This is a genomic window from Methylomonas sp. TEB (assembly GCF_047777895.1).
Lineage (GTDB): Bacteria > Pseudomonadota > Gammaproteobacteria > Methylococcales > Methylomonadaceae > Methylomonas.
Window position 1 is genome coordinate 1,519,949 of sequence record NZ_CP180476.1, and the last position, 20,295, is coordinate 1,540,243.

Annotated in this window: 18 protein-coding genes; 11 read left to right on the forward strand and 7 right to left on the reverse strand. The window is 50.5% G+C overall.

Translation table 11 applies throughout. The annotated features are described in order from the left end of the window. Nucleotides 1-8: 8 nt before the first annotated feature. The 7 genes from lepB (at nt 9) to ACMXD4_RS06960 (ending at nt 5,092) form a co-directional block, all read left to right on the forward strand. Complete coding sequence (gene lepB, locus ACMXD4_RS06930; protein WP_033155536.1) at nt 9-785, forward strand: signal peptidase I; 777 nt, start codon at nt 9-11, stop codon at nt 783-785. Nucleotides 786-881: 96 nt separating this feature from the next. Beyond that, nucleotides 882-1,259: a DUF4845 domain-containing protein gene (locus ACMXD4_RS06935; protein ID WP_033155535.1), complete on the forward strand. Its 378-nt coding sequence runs from the start codon at nt 882-884 to the stop codon at nt 1,257-1,259. After that, entirely contained in the window at nt 1,256-1,939 is a 684-nt protein-coding gene (gene rnc / locus ACMXD4_RS06940; RefSeq protein ID WP_415880271.1) for a ribonuclease III, read from the forward strand. Before ACMXD4_RS06935 ends, rnc begins: the two co-directional genes overlap by 4 nt. Further along, entirely contained in the window at nt 1,936-2,826 is an 891-nt protein-coding gene (gene era / locus ACMXD4_RS06945) for a GTPase Era (protein WP_415880272.1), read from the forward strand. Before rnc ends, era begins: the two co-directional genes overlap by 4 nt. Continuing rightward, entirely contained in the window at nt 2,826-3,527 is a 702-nt protein-coding gene (recO, locus tag ACMXD4_RS06950; protein ID WP_415880273.1) for a DNA repair protein RecO, read from the forward strand. Before era ends, recO begins: the two co-directional genes overlap by 1 nt. A gap of 73 nt (nt 3,528-3,600) precedes the next feature. Then, nucleotides 3,601-4,344 carry a pyridoxine 5'-phosphate synthase gene (gene pdxJ, locus ACMXD4_RS06955; RefSeq protein WP_171696080.1) on the forward strand — a complete coding sequence of 248 codons (744 nt, stop codon included), beginning with the start codon at nt 3,601-3,603 and terminating at the stop codon, nt 4,342-4,344. Nucleotides 4,345-4,348: 4 nt separating this feature from the next. Continuing rightward, nucleotides 4,349-5,092, forward strand: coding sequence for a PP2C family protein-serine/threonine phosphatase (locus ACMXD4_RS06960; protein WP_171696079.1), 744 nt, complete (start codon nt 4,349-4,351; stop codon nt 5,090-5,092). 53 nt (nt 5,093-5,145) lie between these two features. On the opposite strand, the gene ACMXD4_RS06965 is transcribed toward ACMXD4_RS06960, so the two are convergent. The 5 genes from ACMXD4_RS06965 to epmB all read right to left on the reverse strand — a co-directional run bounded on the left by ACMXD4_RS06965 (nt 5,146) and on the right by epmB (nt 12,938). Beyond that, on the reverse strand, nt 5,146-6,099 hold the full coding sequence (locus ACMXD4_RS06965; RefSeq protein WP_033155529.1) for a sigma-54 interaction domain-containing protein: 954 nt from the start codon (nt 6,097-6,099) through the stop codon (nt 5,146-5,148). Between the two features lie 11 nt (nt 6,100-6,110). Continuing rightward, nucleotides 6,111-6,836, reverse strand: a complete 726-nt coding sequence (locus ACMXD4_RS06970) for a sulfite exporter TauE/SafE family protein (RefSeq protein ID WP_020485298.1) — start codon at nt 6,834-6,836, stop codon at nt 6,111-6,113. 89 nt (nt 6,837-6,925) lie between these two features. After that, complete coding sequence (locus tag ACMXD4_RS06975; RefSeq protein ID WP_033155528.1) at nt 6,926-7,849, reverse strand: diguanylate cyclase domain-containing protein; 924 nt, start codon at nt 7,847-7,849, stop codon at nt 6,926-6,928. Between the two features lie 4 nt (nt 7,850-7,853). After that, complete coding sequence (locus ACMXD4_RS06980) at nt 7,854-11,852, reverse strand: PAS domain-containing protein (RefSeq protein WP_415880274.1); 3,999 nt, start codon at nt 11,850-11,852, stop codon at nt 7,854-7,856. A 99-nt stretch (nt 11,853-11,951) separates the two neighbouring features. Next, nucleotides 11,952-12,938, reverse strand: a complete 987-nt coding sequence (gene epmB, locus ACMXD4_RS06985; RefSeq protein ID WP_415880275.1) for an EF-P beta-lysylation protein EpmB — start codon at nt 12,936-12,938, stop codon at nt 11,952-11,954. A gap of 73 nt (nt 12,939-13,011) precedes the next feature. On the opposite strand from epmB, the gene efp reads away from it, so the two are divergent. Together efp and epmA are read left to right on the forward strand one after the other, a co-directional pair. After that, nucleotides 13,012-13,581 (forward strand): elongation factor P, encoded by a 570-nt coding sequence (efp, locus tag ACMXD4_RS06990; RefSeq protein WP_033155525.1) that lies wholly within the window; start codon nt 13,012-13,014, stop codon nt 13,579-13,581. Next, a complete protein-coding gene (gene epmA / locus ACMXD4_RS06995) occupies nt 13,578-14,555 on the forward strand; it encodes an EF-P lysine aminoacylase EpmA (RefSeq protein ID WP_415880276.1) in 978 nt (325 codons plus the stop codon). Before efp ends, epmA begins: the two co-directional genes overlap by 4 nt. Before the next feature lie 610 nt (nt 14,556-15,165). On the opposite strand, the gene aspS is transcribed toward epmA, so the two are convergent. Together aspS and ACMXD4_RS07005 are read right to left on the reverse strand one after the other, a co-directional pair. Continuing rightward, nucleotides 15,166-16,956 carry an aspartate--tRNA ligase gene (gene aspS / locus ACMXD4_RS07000; protein WP_415880277.1) on the reverse strand — a complete coding sequence of 597 codons (1,791 nt, stop codon included), beginning with the start codon at nt 16,954-16,956 and terminating at the stop codon, nt 15,166-15,168. An 89-nt stretch (nt 16,957-17,045) separates the two neighbouring features. Continuing rightward, nucleotides 17,046-17,309 carry an FmdB family zinc ribbon protein gene (locus ACMXD4_RS07005; RefSeq protein ID WP_026603920.1) on the reverse strand — a complete coding sequence of 88 codons (264 nt, stop codon included), beginning with the start codon at nt 17,307-17,309 and terminating at the stop codon, nt 17,046-17,048. Nucleotides 17,310-17,422: 113 nt separating this feature from the next. Between ACMXD4_RS07005 and pyrC the strand changes: the two genes are divergently transcribed. Further along, on the forward strand, nt 17,423-18,460 hold the full coding sequence (gene pyrC, locus ACMXD4_RS07010) for a dihydroorotase (RefSeq protein ID WP_415880278.1): 1,038 nt from the start codon (nt 17,423-17,425) through the stop codon (nt 18,458-18,460). 205 nt (nt 18,461-18,665) lie between these two features. Then, nucleotides 18,666-20,243, forward strand: a complete 1,578-nt coding sequence (locus tag ACMXD4_RS07015) for an ArnT family glycosyltransferase (RefSeq protein WP_415880279.1) — start codon at nt 18,666-18,668, stop codon at nt 20,241-20,243. Nucleotides 20,244-20,295: the final 52 nt, after the last annotated feature.

Genomic DNA, 20,295 nt, shown 5'->3' on the forward strand with positions numbered 1-20,295 from the left:
GATCAATTATGGATTACGATTTTTCATTTTTTCTGGTGGTAGCCAGTTTTGTCACCGGCGTTGTCTGGGGTGGCTATAGCTTATATCTGAAGCGGGCCAATCTACCTTATCCTACTGAGAACGAGCCGTTATTGGTCGAATATGCCCGTTCGTTTTTCCCGGTGGTGTTGATCGTATTGTTGCTGCGCTCGTTTCTGTTCGAACCGTTCCGGATTCCCTCGGGATCGATGATGCCGACATTGTTGGTCGGTGATTTTATTTTGGTGAATAAATTCAGTTATGGGGTGCGCTTACCGGTGCTGAACACCAAGGTTATCGAAATGGGTGAGCCCAAGCGCGGCGATATCGTGGTGTTCAGGTTTCCGAAACAGCCGGAAGTCGATTACATCAAACGGGTGATAGGTTTGCCGGGCGACCGCGTCGCTTACTTTGATAAAAAGCTTTACGTCAACGGCGTACCCGCCAAGCAAGTGTCTCTTGGGCGTTATCAAGGCGTCGGGCAGGGCAGCAATATGAGCGGTGCAGAGCGGCTGGAAGAGGATTTGTTGGGGGTTGAGCATTCCATCCTGGTAAGTCACGGGGCTTCGTCCGTAGAGGATGTGTTCGTCGTGCCGCAGGGTCAGTATTTCGTCATGGGCGATAACCGCGATAACAGTAATGACAGTCGTTATTGGGGTACGGTACCGGAAGCTAATCTGGTGGGTAGAGCCTTTTTTATCTGGATGAATTGGGACTGGCAAAATAACGGTATTGCTTTCGACCGGCTAGGCACAGTGCTGCGTTGAGCGGTTTGCTGCAAGATAATCCGAAAAAACAATGCTTATTGCGGTGGACTCTCAACAGTCGTCGGTTTATTTCTAATTTTTCTCGGGGGTAGTGTTATGCCGTCATCATTAAAAAAACAACGCGGTTTAACCTTTCTGTCCATTGCCTTTATTTTGGCGTTAATTGGTTTTTTTACCTTATTGATTCTAAAAATTGCGCCGATTTACATCAATCATAGCCGGGTGGTAAACGCCTTGAAGGCGGTGGAAAACACTACCGATATAGTGACTAAAACTAAGTCTGATATAAAGGGTAGCTTGGAAAAACGCTTTGATATGAATTATGTAGAGCACGTCACCAATGACAATATCAAAATTGTCGCGCAACCCGGCTATGTACGGGTTGACATCGACTACGAGCGAGTGGAGCCTATCATGGGTAATTTGAGTGTGTTGGTTGAATTCCACGAGGGATTCGAAGCTGGCAATAAGTGATTAAAAAGCCTGAAATTCTTGCCGGTAAGTTGGGTTTAACCTTTAACGATCCCAGCTTATTTACGATGGCTTTGACTCATCGCAGCATGGGGGCCAGAAACAACGAGCGTCTCGAATATTTGGGCGATTCCGTGTTGGGCTTCGTGATCGCCCAAAAACTATACGAACTGTTCCCCGAGGCGGGAGAGGGCGCCTTAAGCCGGCTACGTGCCAGTTTGGTCAACCAGAATTCGCTGGCGGAAGTGGCCAGGCAGCACAATATCGGTGATTATCTAATTCTCGGTTCCGGCGAACTGAAAAGCGGCGGTTTCCGTAGAGATTCGATTTTGTCGGATGCGTTGGAAGCCATCATGGGGGCCTTGCTGAAAGACCAAGGCGTTGAGGTTTGTCAGCAGTGGATATTGCGATTATTCGATGACAAGCTGGCCGCGCTGAAAGTAGACGATTGGACCAAAGACCCGAAAACCCGTTTGCAGGAGTTGATGCAAGCCAGCCGTAAACCCTTGCCGATTTACGAATTGGTCAGCATGTCCGGCGCGGATCATGCCCAAACCTTTGAAGTGAAATGCACCATCGCATTAACACCGGAAACGCGCAACGGCGTGGGTATTTCCAGAAAAAAGGCCGAGCAGGCTGCTGCCGAAAATATGTTAAATTTTTTACAATCCAGGGATAAATGAACTGCGGATATGTTGCTTTAATCGGTAGGCCCAATGTCGGCAAATCGACGCTGATGAATCACTTGCTGGGTCAGAAACTCAGTATCACCTCAAGAAAACCGCAAACTACCCGGCACCGAATTCTGGGTATCAAGACGACAGCCGCCGGACAAGCCATTTTTATGGATACGCCGGGTATGCACAGCGACGAAAAAAAGGTATTGAACCGTTATCTGAATAAGACTGCGGACAGCACCTTGCTGGGAGTCGATGTCGTGATTTGGTTGCTGGACGGCCTGTATTGGCACGACTACGACGAGAAGATTTTCAAGAAACTCGAGCAAGCCGGACTGCCGGTTATCTTGGCAATCAACAAGGTCGATAAAATCAAGGATAAGGATGCGGTGCTGAAGTTCTTCGCCGAGGCCCAACAAAAATATCCGTTTCAGCATATCGTGCCGGTTTCGGCATTGAAAAATACCAATCTTGATGTATTGGAGCAGCACATCATGGCTTTGCTGCCCGAGGCCGAGTTTATTTATCCGGAAGATCAAATCACCGACAGGCCGGAGCGCTTTTTTGCCGCTGAAATTATTCGCGAAAAACTGACCCGGCGTTTGGGTGACGAATTACCTTATGCACTGACCGTGGAAATCGAACGCTACGAGGAGTTTCCGGAGCTTTGCAAAATATACGCGGCGATTTTGGTAGAGCGGGATAGCCAAAAAAGCATCGTCATCGGTAAACAAGGCGAAATGCTGAAAAAAGTCGGTAGCGAAGCGCGAGTCGATATTGAAAAATTGATCGGCCAAAAAGTCTATCTGGAATTGTGGGTTAAAGTGAAAAAGGGTTGGTCGGATAACGAGCGCGCCTTACAGAGTTTAGGTTTTAGCGATTTTGGCCATTAATGAGCGGCTTGGCCGTTTATTTACAGCCGGCGTTTGTTCTGCAGCATCGGCCATACCGGGAAACCAGCGTATTGTTAGATGTTTTTACCCGGGATTTTGGCGTGGTTTCCATGCTCGCCAAGGGCGTACGTAAGGAAAAGTCGAAAATAGCCGGGTTGTTATTGCCTTTCAGCGCCTTGCGGCTGTCGTTTGTCGATAAAAACGAACTAAAAATTCTGTCTCAGGTGGAATACGTCGACAGCTACCCTTTAGAGCGCTTGGCGCTTTACTGCGGATTTTATGTGAACGAGCTGGTGCAACTATTCGTGCACAAAGACGACCCCCAGCCGGAAATATTCAGTTGCTACGAGCGTTGCTTGGGTGATTTATTGCTAGGCGAGCGCATCGAACAGACTTTGCGTTATTTTGAACTGGATTTATTGCAAGAAGCTGGCTACGCCGTTGCGATGGATTCGGAAGCTAACGGTAATCCCATCAAGATAGGTCAGCGCTACAATTTTTTAGCTGATTGCGGCATGGTCGCGGATAACGAAGGTTTGATTGGTGGTGAAACCTTGTCAATATTGGCCGCAAGGGCTTCATTGGAAGGCCGCGCGCTGCTCGAAGCCAAACTGCTCTTCAGAAAAATGCTGGATGGACATTTGCAAGGCAGACAGCTGAAAAGTAGGGATGTCCTGGCAAAAATTATTAAGTATTTATAGGCGAAAGACAAAGATCAGGATAGGTTGACCGTCTTTCATCCCTCTTTCTCATCCGCTTGCGGACTTATATTCAATGGAAAAACAAATCATCTTATTAGGTGTCAACATCGACCATGTTGCGACCTTGCGTCAGGCTAGAGGTACTCGTTATCCCGAGCCGGTGCAGGCTGCGCTGATCGCCGAGCAAGCCGGTGCTGACGGTATTACCGCGCATTTGCGCGAAGACAGGCGGCATATTCAGGACAGAGATATTTATTTGTTAAAGGATATGTTGCACACCCGGTTGAATCTGGAGATGGCCGTGACAGAAGCCATGTTGGCGTTTGCGGTTAAGGTCGAGCCACAAGCTTGTTGTTTGGTGCCCGAGCGCCGAGAGGAATTGACGACCGAAGGCGGTCTGGATGTGGCAGGCGCCGCGGAAAAGATGCGTTCTGCTTGCCAACAATTGGCGGATGCGAATATAGAAGTCTCTTTGTTTATCGATCCGGATTATCGGCAAATCGACGCGGCGGTCCAGGCGGGTGCGCCGGTGGTGGAGTTACATACCGGCCGCTATGCCGATGCTGCAAGTAAACCAGAGCGGGAGCAAGAATTGCAACGAATCCGCACGGCTGCGGCTTACGCGCACCAAGCAGGATTGCAAGTGAATGCAGGCCACGGCTTGAATATCGCCAATGTGGAAGCTATTTGCCGGATCGAGCAGATTGTTGAGCTAAATATTGGTCATTCCTTGATTGCGCAGGCTTTGTTTTCCGGCTTGGATAGCGCGGTCAGGGATATGAAGCGTGTCATGCGGGAGTCGCGTTTACACGGTTGATGTAATGCAGAACGAACTCGAGTTTTATCAATTAACCTCGATAGGCAATCGCGAGGTCAATCAGGATTGCATGGCGCACCGGGTGTGCTCTGATTACGCATTATTTGTGGTCGCTGACGGATTAGGCGGACATTACTCCGGCGAAAAAGCGTCGCAATTTTTTTGCCGTAGCTTGATTGCTCTGGCGGAAAAATATCATGCTCATATAGCCTCAGTGAAGGCAGAAACGGTCATGGCTGCTTGGATTGCGGAAGCTGTTAGGAATATGAGTGAACTATTTGCCGACGATCCGTTTGCAAGCGATGCCCACACCACCTGCGCAATTCTGTATTTGGACCAGGAACGAGCGATAGTGGCGCATTGCGGAGATTCGCGAGTTTATCGGATCAATTCCGAGCAAGTCCTATGGCGTACAAAAGATCATTCGGTGCCCCAACAACTGTTTAACGAGGGAAAAATCAGCGAATGGGAGATGGGGGTTCATCCCGACCAGCATAAGCTCACGCGAAGCATCAATGTGTTGAGTACGCCTGCGGTGGATATTGCCTGTTTCCCACCGATGAAATGCGGCGAAACTTTTCTGCTCTGTAGCGACGGTTTTTGGGAGTTTGTAAAGGAACAGGAATTGTTGGCGTTATCGCAAGAGTGCAGCGGAAAGCCGGAGTTGCAGAAGATGGCAAAAATGGCGGTATTACGAGCCCAAGGTAAAAGCGATAATGTTACTGTGCAGTGGATCAGGCGGCGTTAGCTGTTTAGGTGGAGGCTGGGGCTGAACCATGCAGCCCCGGTAAACCGTATGGCTTAGTGTGTTGCCAAGCCGTGCTTTTGAATCCGGTAAAGCAAGGTGTCTCTGGAAATGCCCAATAAGCGCGCCGATTTGCTGCGATTGCCCTTGGTTCTGTTCAAAGCTTGCAGAATCATATCTGCTTCCAGTGCATCTAGTTGTAGACCCAACTCCGGCAAAGTAAAGTCCGAGCTGACTGTTATTGCGCTGCGGTTGAATTCGTGGGGCAGATTTTCCGGCTCGATTACTTTGCCCGCCAGCAGAATGCTCAGTCTTTCGCAAAGATTGCGCAATTCACGTACATTGCCCGGCCATTTGTAGCTGCGCAGCGTTTTTATGGCTTGTCTACTGAAAGTAGGGGGTTCCAGGGAATGTGCGGCCGAGAAGTGTGTGAAAAAGTGTTTCGCCAGTATTTCTATATCTTCGGTGCGCTGATGCAATGCCGGCAATTCCAGCGGCACTACATTTAAGCGGAAATACAAGTCCTGACGAAATTGACCGTTTTCTATCAGCTTGGTGAGGTCGGCATTGGAGGCAGCAATCACGCGCACATTCACCATGTAGGGTTTGGTGCCGCCAACGGGTAAACATTCTCCCGACTCCAGAAAGCGCAAAAGTTTCGCCTGGATTCCCAAGGGTAAAGAATTGATTTCGTCCAGAAACAATGTGCCGCCATCGGCTGCCTGAAACAAACCTTGCTTGTCCGATACTGCGCCGGTAAAAGCGCCTTTCTTATGGCCGAATATTTCTGATTCAACCAGACCCTCAGGGAGTGCTGCGCAATTTAAGGCGATGAAAGGTTTATTTGCGCGCGGGCTATCCTTTTGAATTGCCGTTGCCAGTACTTCTTTTCCCGTGCCGGTTTCGCCTTTGATCAGCACGGTAACGTCGGTCGCCGCAACGATACGAGCGCTGCGAATCAATGCTTCGATTGCGGGAGATTGTCCAATAATAGGATCGAAGTTATCCACTGTAAAACCTCTCAAAACGTCATGATGTGTTCAACGCGCATCGGATAGAGCCATGGGAAGGCTGCCAATAGCGCAAAGATAATAAACAAGGCTGCCACCGCGTGTTTAAAGTGCCGGATTTTCGAAAGCCTCGCCAGTAATGAGGTCATTATACCGACACCCATTACGGCAGGTAAAGTGCCCAATCCAAATGCTAACATCGTGAGCGCGCTGTGGGTAATGCTCCCCGTGGTAACTGCTAGTGCCAATGCCGTATAAATCAGGCCACAGGGTAGCCAGCCCCACACCATACCAAACAACAAAGCTTGGGTGCGGTTTTGTACCGGAATCAATCGGCGGCCGAATGGTTCGATCAGTTTCCAGAAGCGTGCGCCCATTTTTTCTATATAGGCAAAATACGGAAACCAGCCGCCAAGGTAAAGCCCTGCACCCGCCATCACCACGGCGGAGAGGAGTTGCAAAAATCTGTGCGCTTGGCCTTGAGCAAAAGGTAAAGTTAAGAAGGCCTCCAGCACGCCAACCAAGGCACCGGCCATCGCGTAGCTGAGAACCCGACCGATGTTGTAATTCAGCACGATGCCGAACAGACGGCGTTTATCGTTACGAAGTTCGGGTTTCAGGCTGTAAGTCAGGGTGCCGATAATGGAGCCGCACATGCCTATGCAATGCAGGCTGCTGAATAAACCCATTACAAACGCGGCAAGATAGGAAGCATTAAAGTCGAGGTAAAGATGCATAAACAAAAAGCCGAGGTAATAAGGTATCGAGTGGATTAGCGGGGATTATAGACGCTTTCGGAAACGGGAACGACGCGCAGATCTCTAAACTACCTGCCGTTGGACAAGTTATTCGCGCAGATACGATTCCGCCCTTGATGCTTGGCCTGATATAACGCATCGTCCGCTGCTTTCAATAAACTGGCAACGTCGTCGAACGTGTGGGCCTGTAGCGTCGCAACCCCGAGGGATATGGTCACGAAATTGTTGGGATTGTTCTGTGTGTGCCGTATTTTCAGATTCTCTATGGCTTCGCGGTACTGCTCGGCACGCATCAGGGCGCCTATGCTGTCGGTGTTGGGAAGCAGGATGGCGAACTCTTCACCGCCCAATCTTGCTACCAAGTCTTCGGGTCTGTGGGTAATGGTTTGTAACGCACGCGCCACCCGTTTCAGGCACTCGTCGCCCATAGGGTGGCCAAAGTAGTCGTTAAATTGTTTGAAATTGTCAATATCGGCAATTAACAACGAGAGCGGCATGCCGGTGCGTTTGGACTGGTTCCATTGGCGTTCCAGGGCGGCGTCAAACGCTCTGCGGTTGGGTATCTCGGTCAGTCCATCCAGCGATGCCAGTTTTTCCAATAAATCGGATTTAGTTTTTAGTTGTATTTGAGTGCGTACTCTTGCTAAAACAATCGATGGCGAAAACGGTTTGGTGATGTAGTCGCTACCGCCGATTCGAAAACCGTGTACCTCATCTTCTTCCGAGTGTTTAGCGGTCAGAAAAATAATCGGAATATTGCGGGTTTTATCCGACGACTTGAGCTGGTGGCATATTTCATAACCATCCATGTCGTCCAGCATGATGTCCAGTAGGATCAGATCGGGAAGCTGGCTGGTGGCGATATGTAACGCCAGTTCGCTATGCACGGCTACTTTTACCGTGTAATGGGGTTCGAGAATATTCTTGATAAGATCCAGATTTTCCGGGCTATCATCCACGGCCAGAATGGTATGCGTGTTTCTACTTTCCATTTTCCTATATCCGATGTTCCAGTATGTGGTTGAGAGCTTGCGCGGCATCTACAAACTGGTAATTGGCAATTTGTTTTTTGATGGGCAATAAGATTTGCAGCAGAGCTTTATCATCGATATGGCGCATAATCCGCTCAAGTTGCTGGTCTGAGTCGGAATCGAAGGTTTGCAGTTTATCAATCAATATGGCCAGCTGTTGCCGAGTTTCCAGTGTCGAGTAGCGCGGTTCACCGTCGCTGTGGCTTTCGCTGTTGGCCAAATTACTGTTGATACTGCTGATAACCTTGCTCATCTCCAGTGTTGTGGCGGCAATATTACTATCGATATACGGTACGTCGGCAATATTGGCGCGGAAATCGATTAGCGACTCTTCCAGCCGTACTAAGTGGCTTTGCAATTGTAACGCCCCGAGGGAGCCGACTAAGCCTTTCAAAGTATGGACTAATTGACAGGCCTTGTCGTACTGGTTATGTATGAAGGCTTGGCCGATTTCGTTCATGGTATCCGCATGGTTTTCAGCAAATTTTAGTAACACTTTTCGATAGACGGCAAGATTCCCGGCCGTATGTTGTAAGCCGGCGGAGGTGTCTATGCCATACAGATAAGGAAGCGGATTGCTTTCCAACTGTTCGCTGTTGGGATCGGTCTGGGGTATCCCGTCGGCTCGCGGTTTGATCCATTTTGCCAGCGTGGCGTAAAGCGTTTCCGGTAATATCGGTTTGCTGATGAAATCGTCCATATCGGCTTGAAAGCATTTGTTGCGATCATTACTCATCGCGTTAGCGGTCATCGCTATGACCGGCAAGGTTTGACAGCCGGGGAGTGTTCGTAGTTGTTTGGTGGTTTGATAGCCATCCATCACCGGCATTTGCACATCCATTAGCACGCAGTCGTAAGTGGTTTGTTGCAGTTTGCCCAAGGCGATTTCGCCGTTTTCGGCCACGTCGACTTGCAAATGTGCTTGTTCCAGCAACTCTATGGCCACAATTCGATTCACTTCGTTGTCTTCAACCAGCAATATTCGGGCGCCGCTGATATGTTGCAATTTCCCAGTATCGAGGGGAAGCTTTTGTTGGTATTGCGCATTGCGTATCGAAGCAAGGCTGGTAATGCCCAGTTTGACGCTAAAGGTAAATGTCGAGCCTAGGTTTTCTTGGCTGGCGACGCTTATCGTTCCGCCCATTTGTTCAACCAATTGTTTGGAAATGATCAGGCCCAAGCCCGTGCCGCCGTAATGACGTGTGACGCTACTGTCGCCTTGGCTGAACGCCTGGAATAGTTTGGCTTGTTTTTCTGCATTCATGCCGATGCCGGTATCGCTGATACTAAACTGCAAACAAGTCTGTTGCGCAGAGCGCTTAAGTTCGGTGAGCGTGACTCTTACCTCGCCATGTTCGGTAAATTTGATCGCATTCCCGATCAGATTGATAAAAATTTGCCTTAGCCGTTGCGGGTCGCCGATCACCGGGAGAAAAGTTAGCGTCTTAGGTGGGCGAATCAAGGCTATGCCTTTGCTGGCGCAAAGTTCCGACATCGTGGAAAACACCTTGTCCAGCATTTCTTCCAATAGAAAGGGTACGGATTCCAGTTGCATTTTTCCGGCTTCCATTTTGGAAAAGTCCAGAATGTCGTCAATGATGGTCATCAACGAGCGCGAGGCGGTTTCCACTCTTTCCAGGTAGTCGCGCTGTTTGGCGGAGATGCTGCTGTTCAGACATAATTCAACCAAGCCGATAATGGCATTCATCGGCGTGCGGATTTCGTGGCTCATATTGGCGAGAAATTCCGATTTTACCCGTGTTGCCTGTTCTGCCTGCTGCTTGGCTTCCAAAAGCCGTTGCTCGGTTTGCAGCCGGTCGGTGATGTCTTGCATGGTGCCTTGAACGCCAGTGGGTTTGTCATTAACGTCGCGAATAACTTGTCCACGTTGGTGGACATGACGAATTTGGTCGTTACCGAGCACTATCCGATGTCTGAAATCGAGACTGCCGCTACTGATCGCGTTTTGCATCGATGTTTTGAAAAAGCTTTGGTCGTCCGGATGAATCAGCGTGCTTAAAATGCTGGAAAAGTTGGGGGTAAAAACAGCTTTACTGGTTGCGGTGATCCGATACATTTCGTCCGACCAGCTAAAGTGATTGCCCGGCAAATGCCAATGCCAATCGCCGATATGGGAAATACTTTGCGCATCCAGTAAGCGCTGTTTTTGGTCTTGCAGGGCATTGATGGCGCGGCTGCGTTCCAGTTCGGCGGTAATTTGCAACGCGAATAATTTCAGGGTGTCTGTGGCAAAGGTAGTATCGGGAATGGGCCGACAGTAGGATACCGAGATAAATCCGAAACTATTTTGTTGTTTGTCGTGTAATGGAATGCCCAGATAGCCTTGAATTTGTTGGCGTCGCAGCCAGTCGGCGTCGGGGAATCGCTCCGCTGCGTCGTGTTCGACACAACAAATAGTGCCGGCGGCCACCTCGCGGCAAGGCGAATTATCCAGGCTGAATTCGCGGTTACCGACAATTTTGCCTTTTGCGCAAAGCGATAGGCTGCGGGCACGTCCATTGCCTGTTGTTTCGGCAATTAATGCAAAATCGGCTCCCAGGGTTTCCACGGTCAATAGCGTCAGATTATCCAGCAGCGACGCGGCACTTTGCGGCAGGTTGCTGGAGACGATATTCCTAATCACACTGGATTGCTGACGCTGCTGAGTGATGTCACTCACCAGACCCTGATAGTCGATAATCTTGCCTTGCTCGTTGCGCACCACCATCTTGCGGTCTTGCACCCATTTTATGCCGCCGTTTTGGGCGACGATGCGATAGGGTTGATGCGCTATTTCAGAACAGTCCGGATCGTTGCGGCAGGTGGCTATCTCGCGAAGGAAAACCCCGACATCGTCGGGATGGATCAGGTTGAGATAAAACAGATTGCCGGTAATCAATTGTTCGACGCTGTAGCCGAATAGCTGGCGGGCGTTCTCAGTGGCGAATTCTATCGGTAATCCTTCGGAATTATTCCATTTCAATACCACTGCCGCGCTCTGGCTGATAATTTGATAGGCGCGTTGCAGATTATGCTCCGACTGCTTACGCACGCTGATGTCTTGGTGCGTGCCGCATAGTCGGCTTGGAGCGCCGCTGACCGGATCGTACGCGACAACGGCGCCGGAACCTTGTATCCATACCCAATGGCCGAGTTTATGGCGCATGCGAAATTCCACGACATAGGGGCGGTCGGAGGCTATATGTTTGGCAACGAACTGTTTCACTCGTTGTCTGTCGTCCGGATGCAGGCGTTTGTCCCAGTCGCTGACATAGTTATCCAACTCGTCATGGCTGAGGCCCAACATGTCCAGCCAACGTTGATTCACGGAATGTTCGCCGCTTAGATAATTCCAATCCCAGTAGCCTAGCTGGGCGCCGTCTATGACCAGGGCCAATTGTTCTTCAATTTGTTTTCGCGGCGTGATGTCGATATGGAACTGAATTAATTCGCTGTTGTTCTGCGTGGACAGACGGGTAAGCGAGATTTGCTGCCATGTTTGATTTGGAAAGGCAAAGTCGCTGGCCTGCATAGCCTTGCCGGCCATGATATGTTGGCATAAGGGGCACTCTGTTTCGGCATGGTGGGTCGGGTGAAACCAGGCGTGTATGGTTTGTCCGACTAATTCCGCCGGGGACTTGCCCACCGACAAAGCGGCTGCCTGGTTGGCATGGCGAATAATCCCCTGATTATCGACCACGATGGCGGATTGGGCGAGATGGTCGTAAAAGTCGCCGATGGGTGTCAGTCCGGAGGATAAATGTTGCCGATTTGACAGCAGTTCGCTAAAAATCAACAAGACAGCCAGTCCGGGCAGCAAAACTATCAATATTTTGGTCAGCTCACTCGTGCCGTTTATGTTTTGATAGAGCACAACGGTAATCTCACCTATCAACAGTAAACACACTGCGACCAGCACGAACCGGCGTATCTGATTGGCAGTATTGGCAAGTTTATCTGTCATAGTTTGCTGATGTCGGGGATCTGGCCGGGAGGGACGGGAAAAATCTTAGACCGGGTATCGGTAAATGTGAATCCATGTCGCCGGAAAACTGTCCGGTGCTCAGCAAATTGGGATTTTATAGGCTGCTCCGGCCTGTTCTTTAACCAGCTTGGGAACCAGATAACCGGGTAGATGGCTTTGCATATCTTCGAGCAATTGCCGGGCGGCGATTTCGGATACTTCAAAATGACCGGTGCCGCTGGCGTGATCCAGTACATGCAGGTAGTAAGGCAAAATCCCCAGATCAAATAGCTTTTCGCTCAGTTCGCAGAGAGTGCGGCCGGCATCGTTAACTCCCTTTAGCAGAACGCTTTGGTTCAATAAAGTGATGCCGTGGCGGCGTAAATCGCCGCAAATAGCTCCAACGGCAGCACTCAGCTCATTCGCATGATTGGCGTGAAATACCATCACAACTTGTTGCGACAGGCTGGAGAAAGAGTTGAGCAGTGGTTGGGTGACGCGCATTGGTAACACGATGGGCACTCGGCTATGAATGCGAATCCGTTTGATATGTTCAATCTCACCTAACCGTGCCAACAGCTGGCCGAGTTTTTCGTCATTTAGCAGCAAGGGGTCGCCGCCACTGAGGATGACTTCGCTGATTTCCGGATGGCTAATGATGTAGCTAAGCGCTTGTTGAATTTTTTGCGTTGACAACTGCAATTCCGCATAAGGAAAATTCCGCCGAAAACAATACCGGCAGTGCACTGCGCAAGCGCCGGTGCTGATCAACAATACCCGGCCATGATACTTATGAATAATACCTGCTTCGGCGACCGCGCCAAGGTCGCCTACCGGATCATGGCTGTAGCCCGGATAGTCGATCAGTTCGTTCTGAGTCGGCAGCACTTGTCTCAGCAAGGGGTCATTTGGATCGCCGCGGCGCATGCAATCAGCAAAGCCGCGCGGCACACGGAGCGGAAAGGCTTTGAAATCCGGCAGCAATGCCATGCTGTCTGTTGAAATATTCAAATAGTCACAAAGGGCCTCGACGCTGGTAAATGCGTCGGCCAGCGCCTGTTGCCAGCCGGCGGTTTGGGTGTTCAATGCTGCTCCGGTTTCCGATTAAAAATCATATCCATTATAATCGTCCGATTATTATTTGTTTCACGAGGAAAAAATGGCGACTTTTAGCACCAACGAGTTCAAGGGCGGTTTGAAAATCATGCTGGACAATGACCCTTGTTCGATTATCGAAAACGAGTTTGTTAAGCCGGGTAAGGGGCAGGCGTTCAATCGGGTCAGGATCAGAAATCTGAAAACCGGCCGCGTCATCGAACGTACCTTCAAATCCGGCGATACCGTCGAAGGTGCGGACGTCGTTGATAAAGAAATGCAGTATCTGTATAGCGATGGCGAATTCTGGCATTTCATGGTGCCGGATACATTTGAGCAGTATCAAGCCGATAAAAATGCGGTGTCCGATGCCATTAAATGGCTGAAAGAGCAAGATATTTGCACGATGACCTTGTGGAACGACTCACCGTTATCGGTTACCCCGCCCAATTTCGTGGAATTGGCAATTACCGAAACCGATCCTGGTTTGAAAGGCGATACTTCTGGCGGTGGCGGCAAACCGGCTACGCTGGAATCCGGTGCTGTGGTGCGCGTACCCTTGTTTGTACAAATCGGCGAAGTGATTAAAGTCGATACCCGTACCGGCGAATACGTGTCCCGCGTCAAAGAGTGACGGTAAGCTGGCAGCCGAGCTGCCCACTGGTGCATTTGCGCACTCGCGCGCAAATGCTGGCGGCGATACGGCGTTTTTTCGAGGCACGGGATGTGTTGGAAGTCGAGACGCCGCTATTGTGCCCAGCCACCGGTACCGATCCGCAGCTGGATTTTTTCAGCAGCCAGTTTAACTTCCCCCCCAGCCAGCCCACCCTGTTTCTGCAAACCTCGCCTGAGTTCGCGATGAAACGGCTGTTGGCCGCTGGTAGCGGCAGTATTTATCAGATCTGCAAGGCCTTTAGGAACGGCGAAGCCGGGCGCTACCACAATCCGGAATTCACGATTTTGGAATGGTATCGGGTCGGCTACGATTTGCGGCAATTGATGGCGGAAGTCGCCGAATTATTGTTGCAGTTGTTGCAACCTTTTCATGCCGCATTGTCAACCAAACAAATCAGCTACCAACAACTATTTTTGCACGCCACCGGCTTGGATCCCTTGATTTTTTGCGTCAGCGATTATCAGGCTTATGCGGCTGCGAATGCGCTTCCGGAGGCTGTCGACCTATGCGGCGACGATCATGCTTTGTGGCTGGATTTTATTTTTAGCCATTGCGTCCAGCGGATGATGGATAAAAATACGATTTATTTGCTGCATAGCTATCCGGCAATACAGTCTTCGCTGGCTCGCCTGCATGTTGATGATCCAAGGATCAGTGAGCGTTTTGAAGTGTTCATTAATGGCGTGGAACTGGGCAATGGTTTTTATGAACTTGCCGATCCGCAAGAGCAGGAGGCACGTTTTGATAAGGAAATTGCCTATCGGCTAAGCCACGACTTGCCGGTTGTTAGCAAAGATGAAGCATTTTTGCAGGCATTGAAATTCGGTTTGCCGGATTGCAGCGGGGTAGCAATTGGTTTGGATCGGCTGCTGATGATTGCTCTGGGCAGCGAGTCTATCAGTGATGTGCTGGCTTTTCCGGTCCGCGTTTGAGGCTCAATGTTGAAAGGCTTGAAAAACTCCCCCTTCGCCGAAGGGGGATGTAGTCGGTAGGTGTCCCTAAAAACGATTAATCGATTTGTTTAGTAGGGCCAGCTGAGCGAGCTTTTTTGCTGGTCCGGATGGTCTGCAGCATCTAGCGCTGTTTGTATGTCGTCTACGAAAAAGCGTCTAAGGCCGCGGCCAAGGCGATGGGCTAGCACCGGCAGAGCTTGATCTTTGTCTAGGTAGGCCACGGGTTCGCGACCCTTGCGGTAATGGTGTAGCGCTCTTCTGACTGCGCCGCACAGATAGCACTCCGTGCCCTCAGGAAGAGTGGCGTTCAAATCGCGAAGTAGATGTGGAGTTATTTTATTCATAGCATCCCCCTCCTCATTCGGAGTGTTGGGCGGTAATCCTTATGCCATGCGAAGATCCCCGGCCGGGATCTGTTATTTAATAAAAATAACGTGATTAACTTATCAATTTGGCAAAAAAAGTCAACGACTATTTGGGGTGCTTTTTTGACGTATATCAATACCTTGGATGACTGCTTCCCAAGGTATCCGGTGGTAAGCTTAACAAGAACAAAGGGCGGACAAGACAGTCCGCCCTCAGATTTACCTTAATCCTGCTTTTCGGTTTTGCCGGCAGGGGTACGCAGTCTGATACCCAATTCTTTCAATTGTTCTTCGCTGACCAATGCCGGCGCATTGAATAATGGGCAAGCGGCAGTCTGGGTTTTCGGGAACGCTATGACGTCGCGGATCGAACTGGCGCCGGTCATTAACATCACCAAGCGGTCCAAACCAAAGGCGATACCGCCATGCGGAGGCGCGCCGTATTTCAAGGCATCCAGCAGGAAGCCGAATTTTTCGCGGGCTTCTTCGTGGCCGATGCCGAGAATGTCGAATACGGTTTGTTGCATCGCAGTGCGGTTGATCCGGATCGAGCCGCCGCCGACTTCTGTACCGTTCAACACCAAGTCGTAAGCGCGCGACAGTGCAGTGCCGGGATTGGCGACCAGTTCTTCGACCGAGCAGCTAGGTGCAGTGAAAGGGTGGTGGATCGCGGTGTAACGTTGGGCTTTTTCGTCCCAGGCGAACATTGGGAAATCGACGACCCACAATGGTTTCCAAGGGCCGATTAACAGGTTGCGGTCCAAGCCCAGTTTCACGCGCAGTGCGCCCATCGCTTCATTGACGATACCTGCTTTGTCGGCTCCGAAGAAAATCAGATCGCCGTTTTGGGCGTCGACTTTTTCCATCACTTTGGCCCAGACGTCGGCAGGGGCGAATTTAACGATAGGTGATTGCAAACCGTCGACGCCGGCCGCTAAATCGTTGACTTTGATATAAGCCAGGCCCTTGGCGCCGTATATGCCGACAAATTTGGTGAGTTCGTCGATCACGCTGCGGCTCAAGTCGCCGCCTTCCGGCAATTTCATGGCCACGACGCGGCCGTTTGGATCGTTGGCGGGGCCGGAGAAGACTTTGAAATCCACGCCTTTCATTTCCTCGGCAATGTCTACCAGTTCCAGCGGGATACGCAGATCCGGACGGTCCGAACCGTAACGATTCATGGCTTCGGCATAACTCATGACCGGGAATTGGTCGCCCAAATCCACGTCGATAATGTCCTTGAACAAGCGGCGGATCATTTCTTCCATCACCGCCATGATCTCTTGTTCATTCATGAACGAGGTTTCGATATCCAGCTGGGTAAATTCCGGCTGGCGATCAGCTCGCAAATCCTCGTCGCGGAAGCAACGCACGACTTGATAATAACGGTCCATGCCGGCAATCATCAGCAACTGTTTGTAGAGCTGCGGCGATTGCGGTAAAGCAAAGAACGAATTTTGGTGGGTACGGCTGGGTACGATGTAATCGCGCGCGCCTTCCGGCGTAGCCTTGGTCAGATACGGTGTTTCGATTTCGAAAAATTCGTGGTCGTCCAGATATTGACGCAGGTTGCGGGTCACATCGCGGCGTACTTTCATTTTTTGCTGCATCGCGGTGCGGCGCATGTCGATGTAACGGAAACGCAGGCGGGTTTCTTCGTTGACTTCGATGTCGCTTTCCAGCGGGAATGGCGGAGTTTCCGCTTCGTTGAGTACCTCTATGTGCTTGCCTAATATTTCAATTTGGCCGGTGGACATATTGGGATTATGCGTGCCTTCAGGCCGGTCGCGGACGACGCCTTCGATACGCAGCACGTATTCGCTGCGGACGTGTTCGGCAATCGCAAAACTTTCGGCCATATCGGGATCGAACACCACTTGCACCAAGCCGGCGCGGTCTCTCAAGTCGATAAAAATAACGCCGCCGTGGTCACGGCGACGATGAACCCAGCCGCACAGGGCAACGGTTTGACCTAGATGTTGGGTGTTCAATTCTCCACACTTGTGGCTACGCATAGTTGTTCTCGGGTTAATCAAAATACAGGGATAGGTAAAAATTAGGAAGTGCCAGTCGTTTCGGAAAACTGGCAGTTACCATGAGATTCCTAATGGTTATGGTTCGGGCAGCCGCTGCAACTGCTGGCTTTTTCCGGGGCTTTGCTTTCGCCGGCGACGTTTTTCTTGTTGCCGCTTTTAAAATCGGTTTCGTACCAGCCGCCGCCTTTCAAACGAAATCCCGCTGCGGAAATTTTCTTTTTTAATTCCGCTTCATTGCAGGCCGGGCAAACGATTAAGGGCTCTGCACCCAGTTTTTGCAGGGCTTCGTGTTCATGTCCGCAAGCATTGCATTGGTATTCGTAAATAGGCATCTGCTTCTCCAGTTGAAAGTGTTTAAATCGGCTTACTAAGGGCGGGGTTTTAAATTTTCAAGGCCCTTAATGTTAGAATAACTAGCTATTTTAAATGAAAACGCCCGGAGATTATGGATAAATTGACCATCCGCCAACCTGATGATTGGCATTTGCACGTCAGAACCGGCAGTATTTTAAAAACGGTGATCGGGCATACTGCCAAGCAGTTCGGTCGCGCTATTATCATGCCGAATCTGAAACCCCCGGTCACCACGGTCGCGCAGGCTTTACTTTACAGGCAGGAAATTTTGGCTGCTTTGCCGCGAGAGTCCACGTTTCAGCCTTTGATGACTTTGTATCTAACGGCAAGTACCTCTGTTGAGGAAATCAAAAAGGTGGCCGATGCCGAGCATGTTCATGCCTTCAAACTATATCCGGCCGGAGCAACCACCAATTCCGATGCCGGAGTCGCCGACATTGAAGCGGCTTATCCTTTATTTGCGGCGATGGAGCAATACGGCGTACCACTATTAATCCACGGCGAAGTGACGGATGCGGAATACGATATTTTTGACCGCGAAAAACTGTTTATCGATAACAAGCTAAGCAAGCTTACCCGGCAATTTCCGACACTACGCATCGTGTTAGAGCATTTGACGACCCAGGAAGCGGTGCAATTTGTCGAAGCTGCATCCGAGAATATCGCCGCGACTATTACCCCGCAGCATTTGCTCTATAACCGCAATGCCATTTTGGCGGGCGGTATTCGTCCGCATTACTATTGTTTGCCTATCTTAAAGCGCGAGCATCATCGCCAAGCCCTGATAAGTGCGGCTACCAGCGGTAATCCCAAATTTTTCCTTGGCACCGATAGTGCGCCGCATTTGACCGGCTTGAAAGAAAATAGCTGCGGTTGCGCAGGTTGTTACAGCGCGCATGCGGCATTGGAATTGTATGCTGAAGCCTTCGAACAGGCTGGCGCATTGGATAAGCTGGAAGGGTTTGCCAGTTTTTATGGCGCGGATTTTTACGGTTTGCCGCACAATTCCGCGAGCGTTACTTTAGAAAAGCAAGCCTGGATGGTACCGGAAGCCTATGCCGATACGGCTGGCACTATTACACCGTTACGGGCTGGCGAGAGTTTGTCATGGCGCTTAGTCGTCGCCTGATTCCTTATGATTAATGGGGCAATTCAACCCGCTTAACGGTTTGTTTCAACCGATCCTCTCGGCCTTTTGATGTCGGCTTGAGATGTCTCGGGCTTTGTCGGCTGTAATAGTGTTGGCATGAAATTGGCTTAAGCTTTTGTTATAACGCTGGCGTGATTCTGGGCGCTTGGATGTCCCGTGCCCCGAATCGATATTTTCTCGAAAAATGACCATACCCGATAAACTGATTTACCGCTGGGGCATTGTGCCGCTTTGGCTGCTGTTGTCCGCAAGCGTTTATTTTCGCTCGACCATTCCCATCGATGAAACGCGCTATCTCAGTGTGGCTTGGGAGATGTGGCTGCGCGGCGACTTCCTGGTGCCGTATTTGAATGGCGAAACCTACAGCCATAAACCGCCATTATTATTTTGGTTGATTCAAGCCGGGTGGTGGGTGTTCGGCGTTAATCAGTGGTGGCCGAGTTTGGTCGGGCCGTTGGCTGCATTGGCAAATCTGTTGCTGACGCGGAAATTGGCGGAAAAACTTTGGCCGGAGCAAACTGCGGTAGCAATGGCGGCGCCGTGGGTCTTGATTGCAACCTTGCTGTGGACCTTATTCGCCACGTCTATCATGTTTGATATTCTGCTGACTAGCTGGGTGCTGTTGGGAATGCTCGGCTTGCTGGAAGTCTTGCAAGGCTCGGAACGTAAGGGTTGGATGTTGGTTGCGGCAGCAGTGGGGTTCGGTATTCTAAGTAAAGGGCCTGTGGTTTTTTTGCATCTAATCCCTACCGCAATTTTGGTTGCTGTTTGGGCTCCGCGTTCGATTGTGTTCAGTCGCTGGTTTGCTGGCTTGTTGATCGCGGCCTTGATTGGAGTCTCGATAGCCCTGGTTTGGGCGATTCCGGCTGCCATTGCCGGTGGCGAGCAATACGCCAACGCGATATTGTGGCATCAAACCGCTGATCGCGCAGTCAGCACCAAAATCCATACCCGTTCGCTGTTTTGGTATCTGCCTTTTTTACCGATGTTTTTGTTCCCCTGGTTGTTCTGGCCGCATTTCTGGGGCAGTTTGCGCGGCAGCCGATTTTTTAATGATCGCGGTCTACGTTTCTGTCTGGTTTGGCTGGTATCAACCTTTGTGGCGTTCTCGTTGTTGCCCAGCAAGCAGATTCATTATTTGATTCCGATGTTGCCGGCGTTTGCGTTGTTGGTAGCCAAGGTGGTGGTGCATACCCAAAAGCCGAGAATGGGTGGCGAGTGGTTGCTGCCGGTGCTGTTCGGCGCAATTGGGGTGTTTTTAGTTTATCTGCCCAAGGTACCGGGTTTGTCGAAATTGAACTGGGTCCAGACTGTGCAGTCGGCATGGGGTTTGAGTGTGTTGGCTATTGCCATGATGTTGGCGCTATTGGTTTGGATTAAGCGCACGTTGTCGGTTGCGGCAATCTCGACAGCGTTGGTGGCGGCAATTTTTGTCGGATTTATATTTTTCTTTCGTTATGCCGGCCCGGCATACGACCTGCAACCCGCTGCGTTAAAAGTGAAAAGCTTTAACGATCAGCATATTCCTTATGTCTATGTTGGCAATTACCAAGGGCAATTCAATTTCTTGGGGCGATTGACCCAGCCACTGCCGGTTTTATCCGCGGAACGGCTTGCCGATTGGGCGGCACAGCATGCGGACGGTTATTTGATTTCCCTGGAAAAAAACCAGCCTAGCGATGCCGTATACCTACAGCCGCATCGAGAATATTGGCTGGTATTTCGGCGCGCGGGGCAGGCTGCTGACGTCAAGCCCCTATAACTTAAACCTGTACAAAATTCTTATCCGTGTATAAGCGTTTGATACAATTCAC

Excerpts from the sequence above, each read along its gene's own strand:
- lepB (WP_033155536.1), top strand. The coding sequence starts at position 9 with ATGGATTACGATTTTTCATTTTTTCTGGTGGTAGCCAGTTTTGTCACC.
- ACMXD4_RS06935 (WP_033155535.1), top strand. The coding sequence starts at position 882 with ATGCCGTCATCATTAAAAAAACAACGCGGTTTAACCTTTCTGTCCATT.
- era (WP_415880272.1), top strand. The coding sequence starts at position 1,936 with ATGAACTGCGGATATGTTGCTTTAATCGGTAGGCCCAATGTCGGCAAA.
- recO (WP_415880273.1), top strand. The coding sequence starts at position 2,826 with ATGAGCGGCTTGGCCGTTTATTTACAGCCGGCGTTTGTTCTGCAGCAT.
- pdxJ (WP_171696080.1), top strand. The coding sequence starts at position 3,601 with ATGGAAAAACAAATCATCTTATTAGGTGTCAACATCGACCATGTTGCG.
- ACMXD4_RS06960 (WP_171696079.1), top strand. The coding sequence starts at position 4,349 with ATGCAGAACGAACTCGAGTTTTATCAATTAACCTCGATAGGCAATCGC.
- ACMXD4_RS06970 (WP_020485298.1), bottom strand. The coding sequence starts at position 6,836 with ATGCATCTTTACCTCGACTTTAATGCTTCCTATCTTGCCGCGTTTGTA.
- ACMXD4_RS06975 (WP_033155528.1), bottom strand. The coding sequence starts at position 7,849 with ATGGAAAGTAGAAACACGCATACCATTCTGGCCGTGGATGATAGCCCG.
- ACMXD4_RS06980 (WP_415880274.1), bottom strand. The coding sequence starts at position 11,852 with ATGACAGATAAACTTGCCAATACTGCCAATCAGATACGCCGGTTCGTG.
- efp (WP_033155525.1), top strand. The coding sequence starts at position 13,012 with ATGGCGACTTTTAGCACCAACGAGTTCAAGGGCGGTTTGAAAATCATG.
- aspS (WP_415880277.1), bottom strand. The coding sequence starts at position 16,956 with ATGCGTAGCCACAAGTGTGGAGAATTGAACACCCAACATCTAGGTCAA.
- ACMXD4_RS07005 (WP_026603920.1), bottom strand. The coding sequence starts at position 17,309 with ATGCCTATTTACGAATACCAATGCAATGCTTGCGGACATGAACACGAA.
- pyrC (WP_415880278.1), top strand. The coding sequence starts at position 17,423 with ATGGATAAATTGACCATCCGCCAACCTGATGATTGGCATTTGCACGTC.
- ACMXD4_RS07015 (WP_415880279.1), top strand. The coding sequence starts at position 18,666 with ATGACCATACCCGATAAACTGATTTACCGCTGGGGCATTGTGCCGCTT.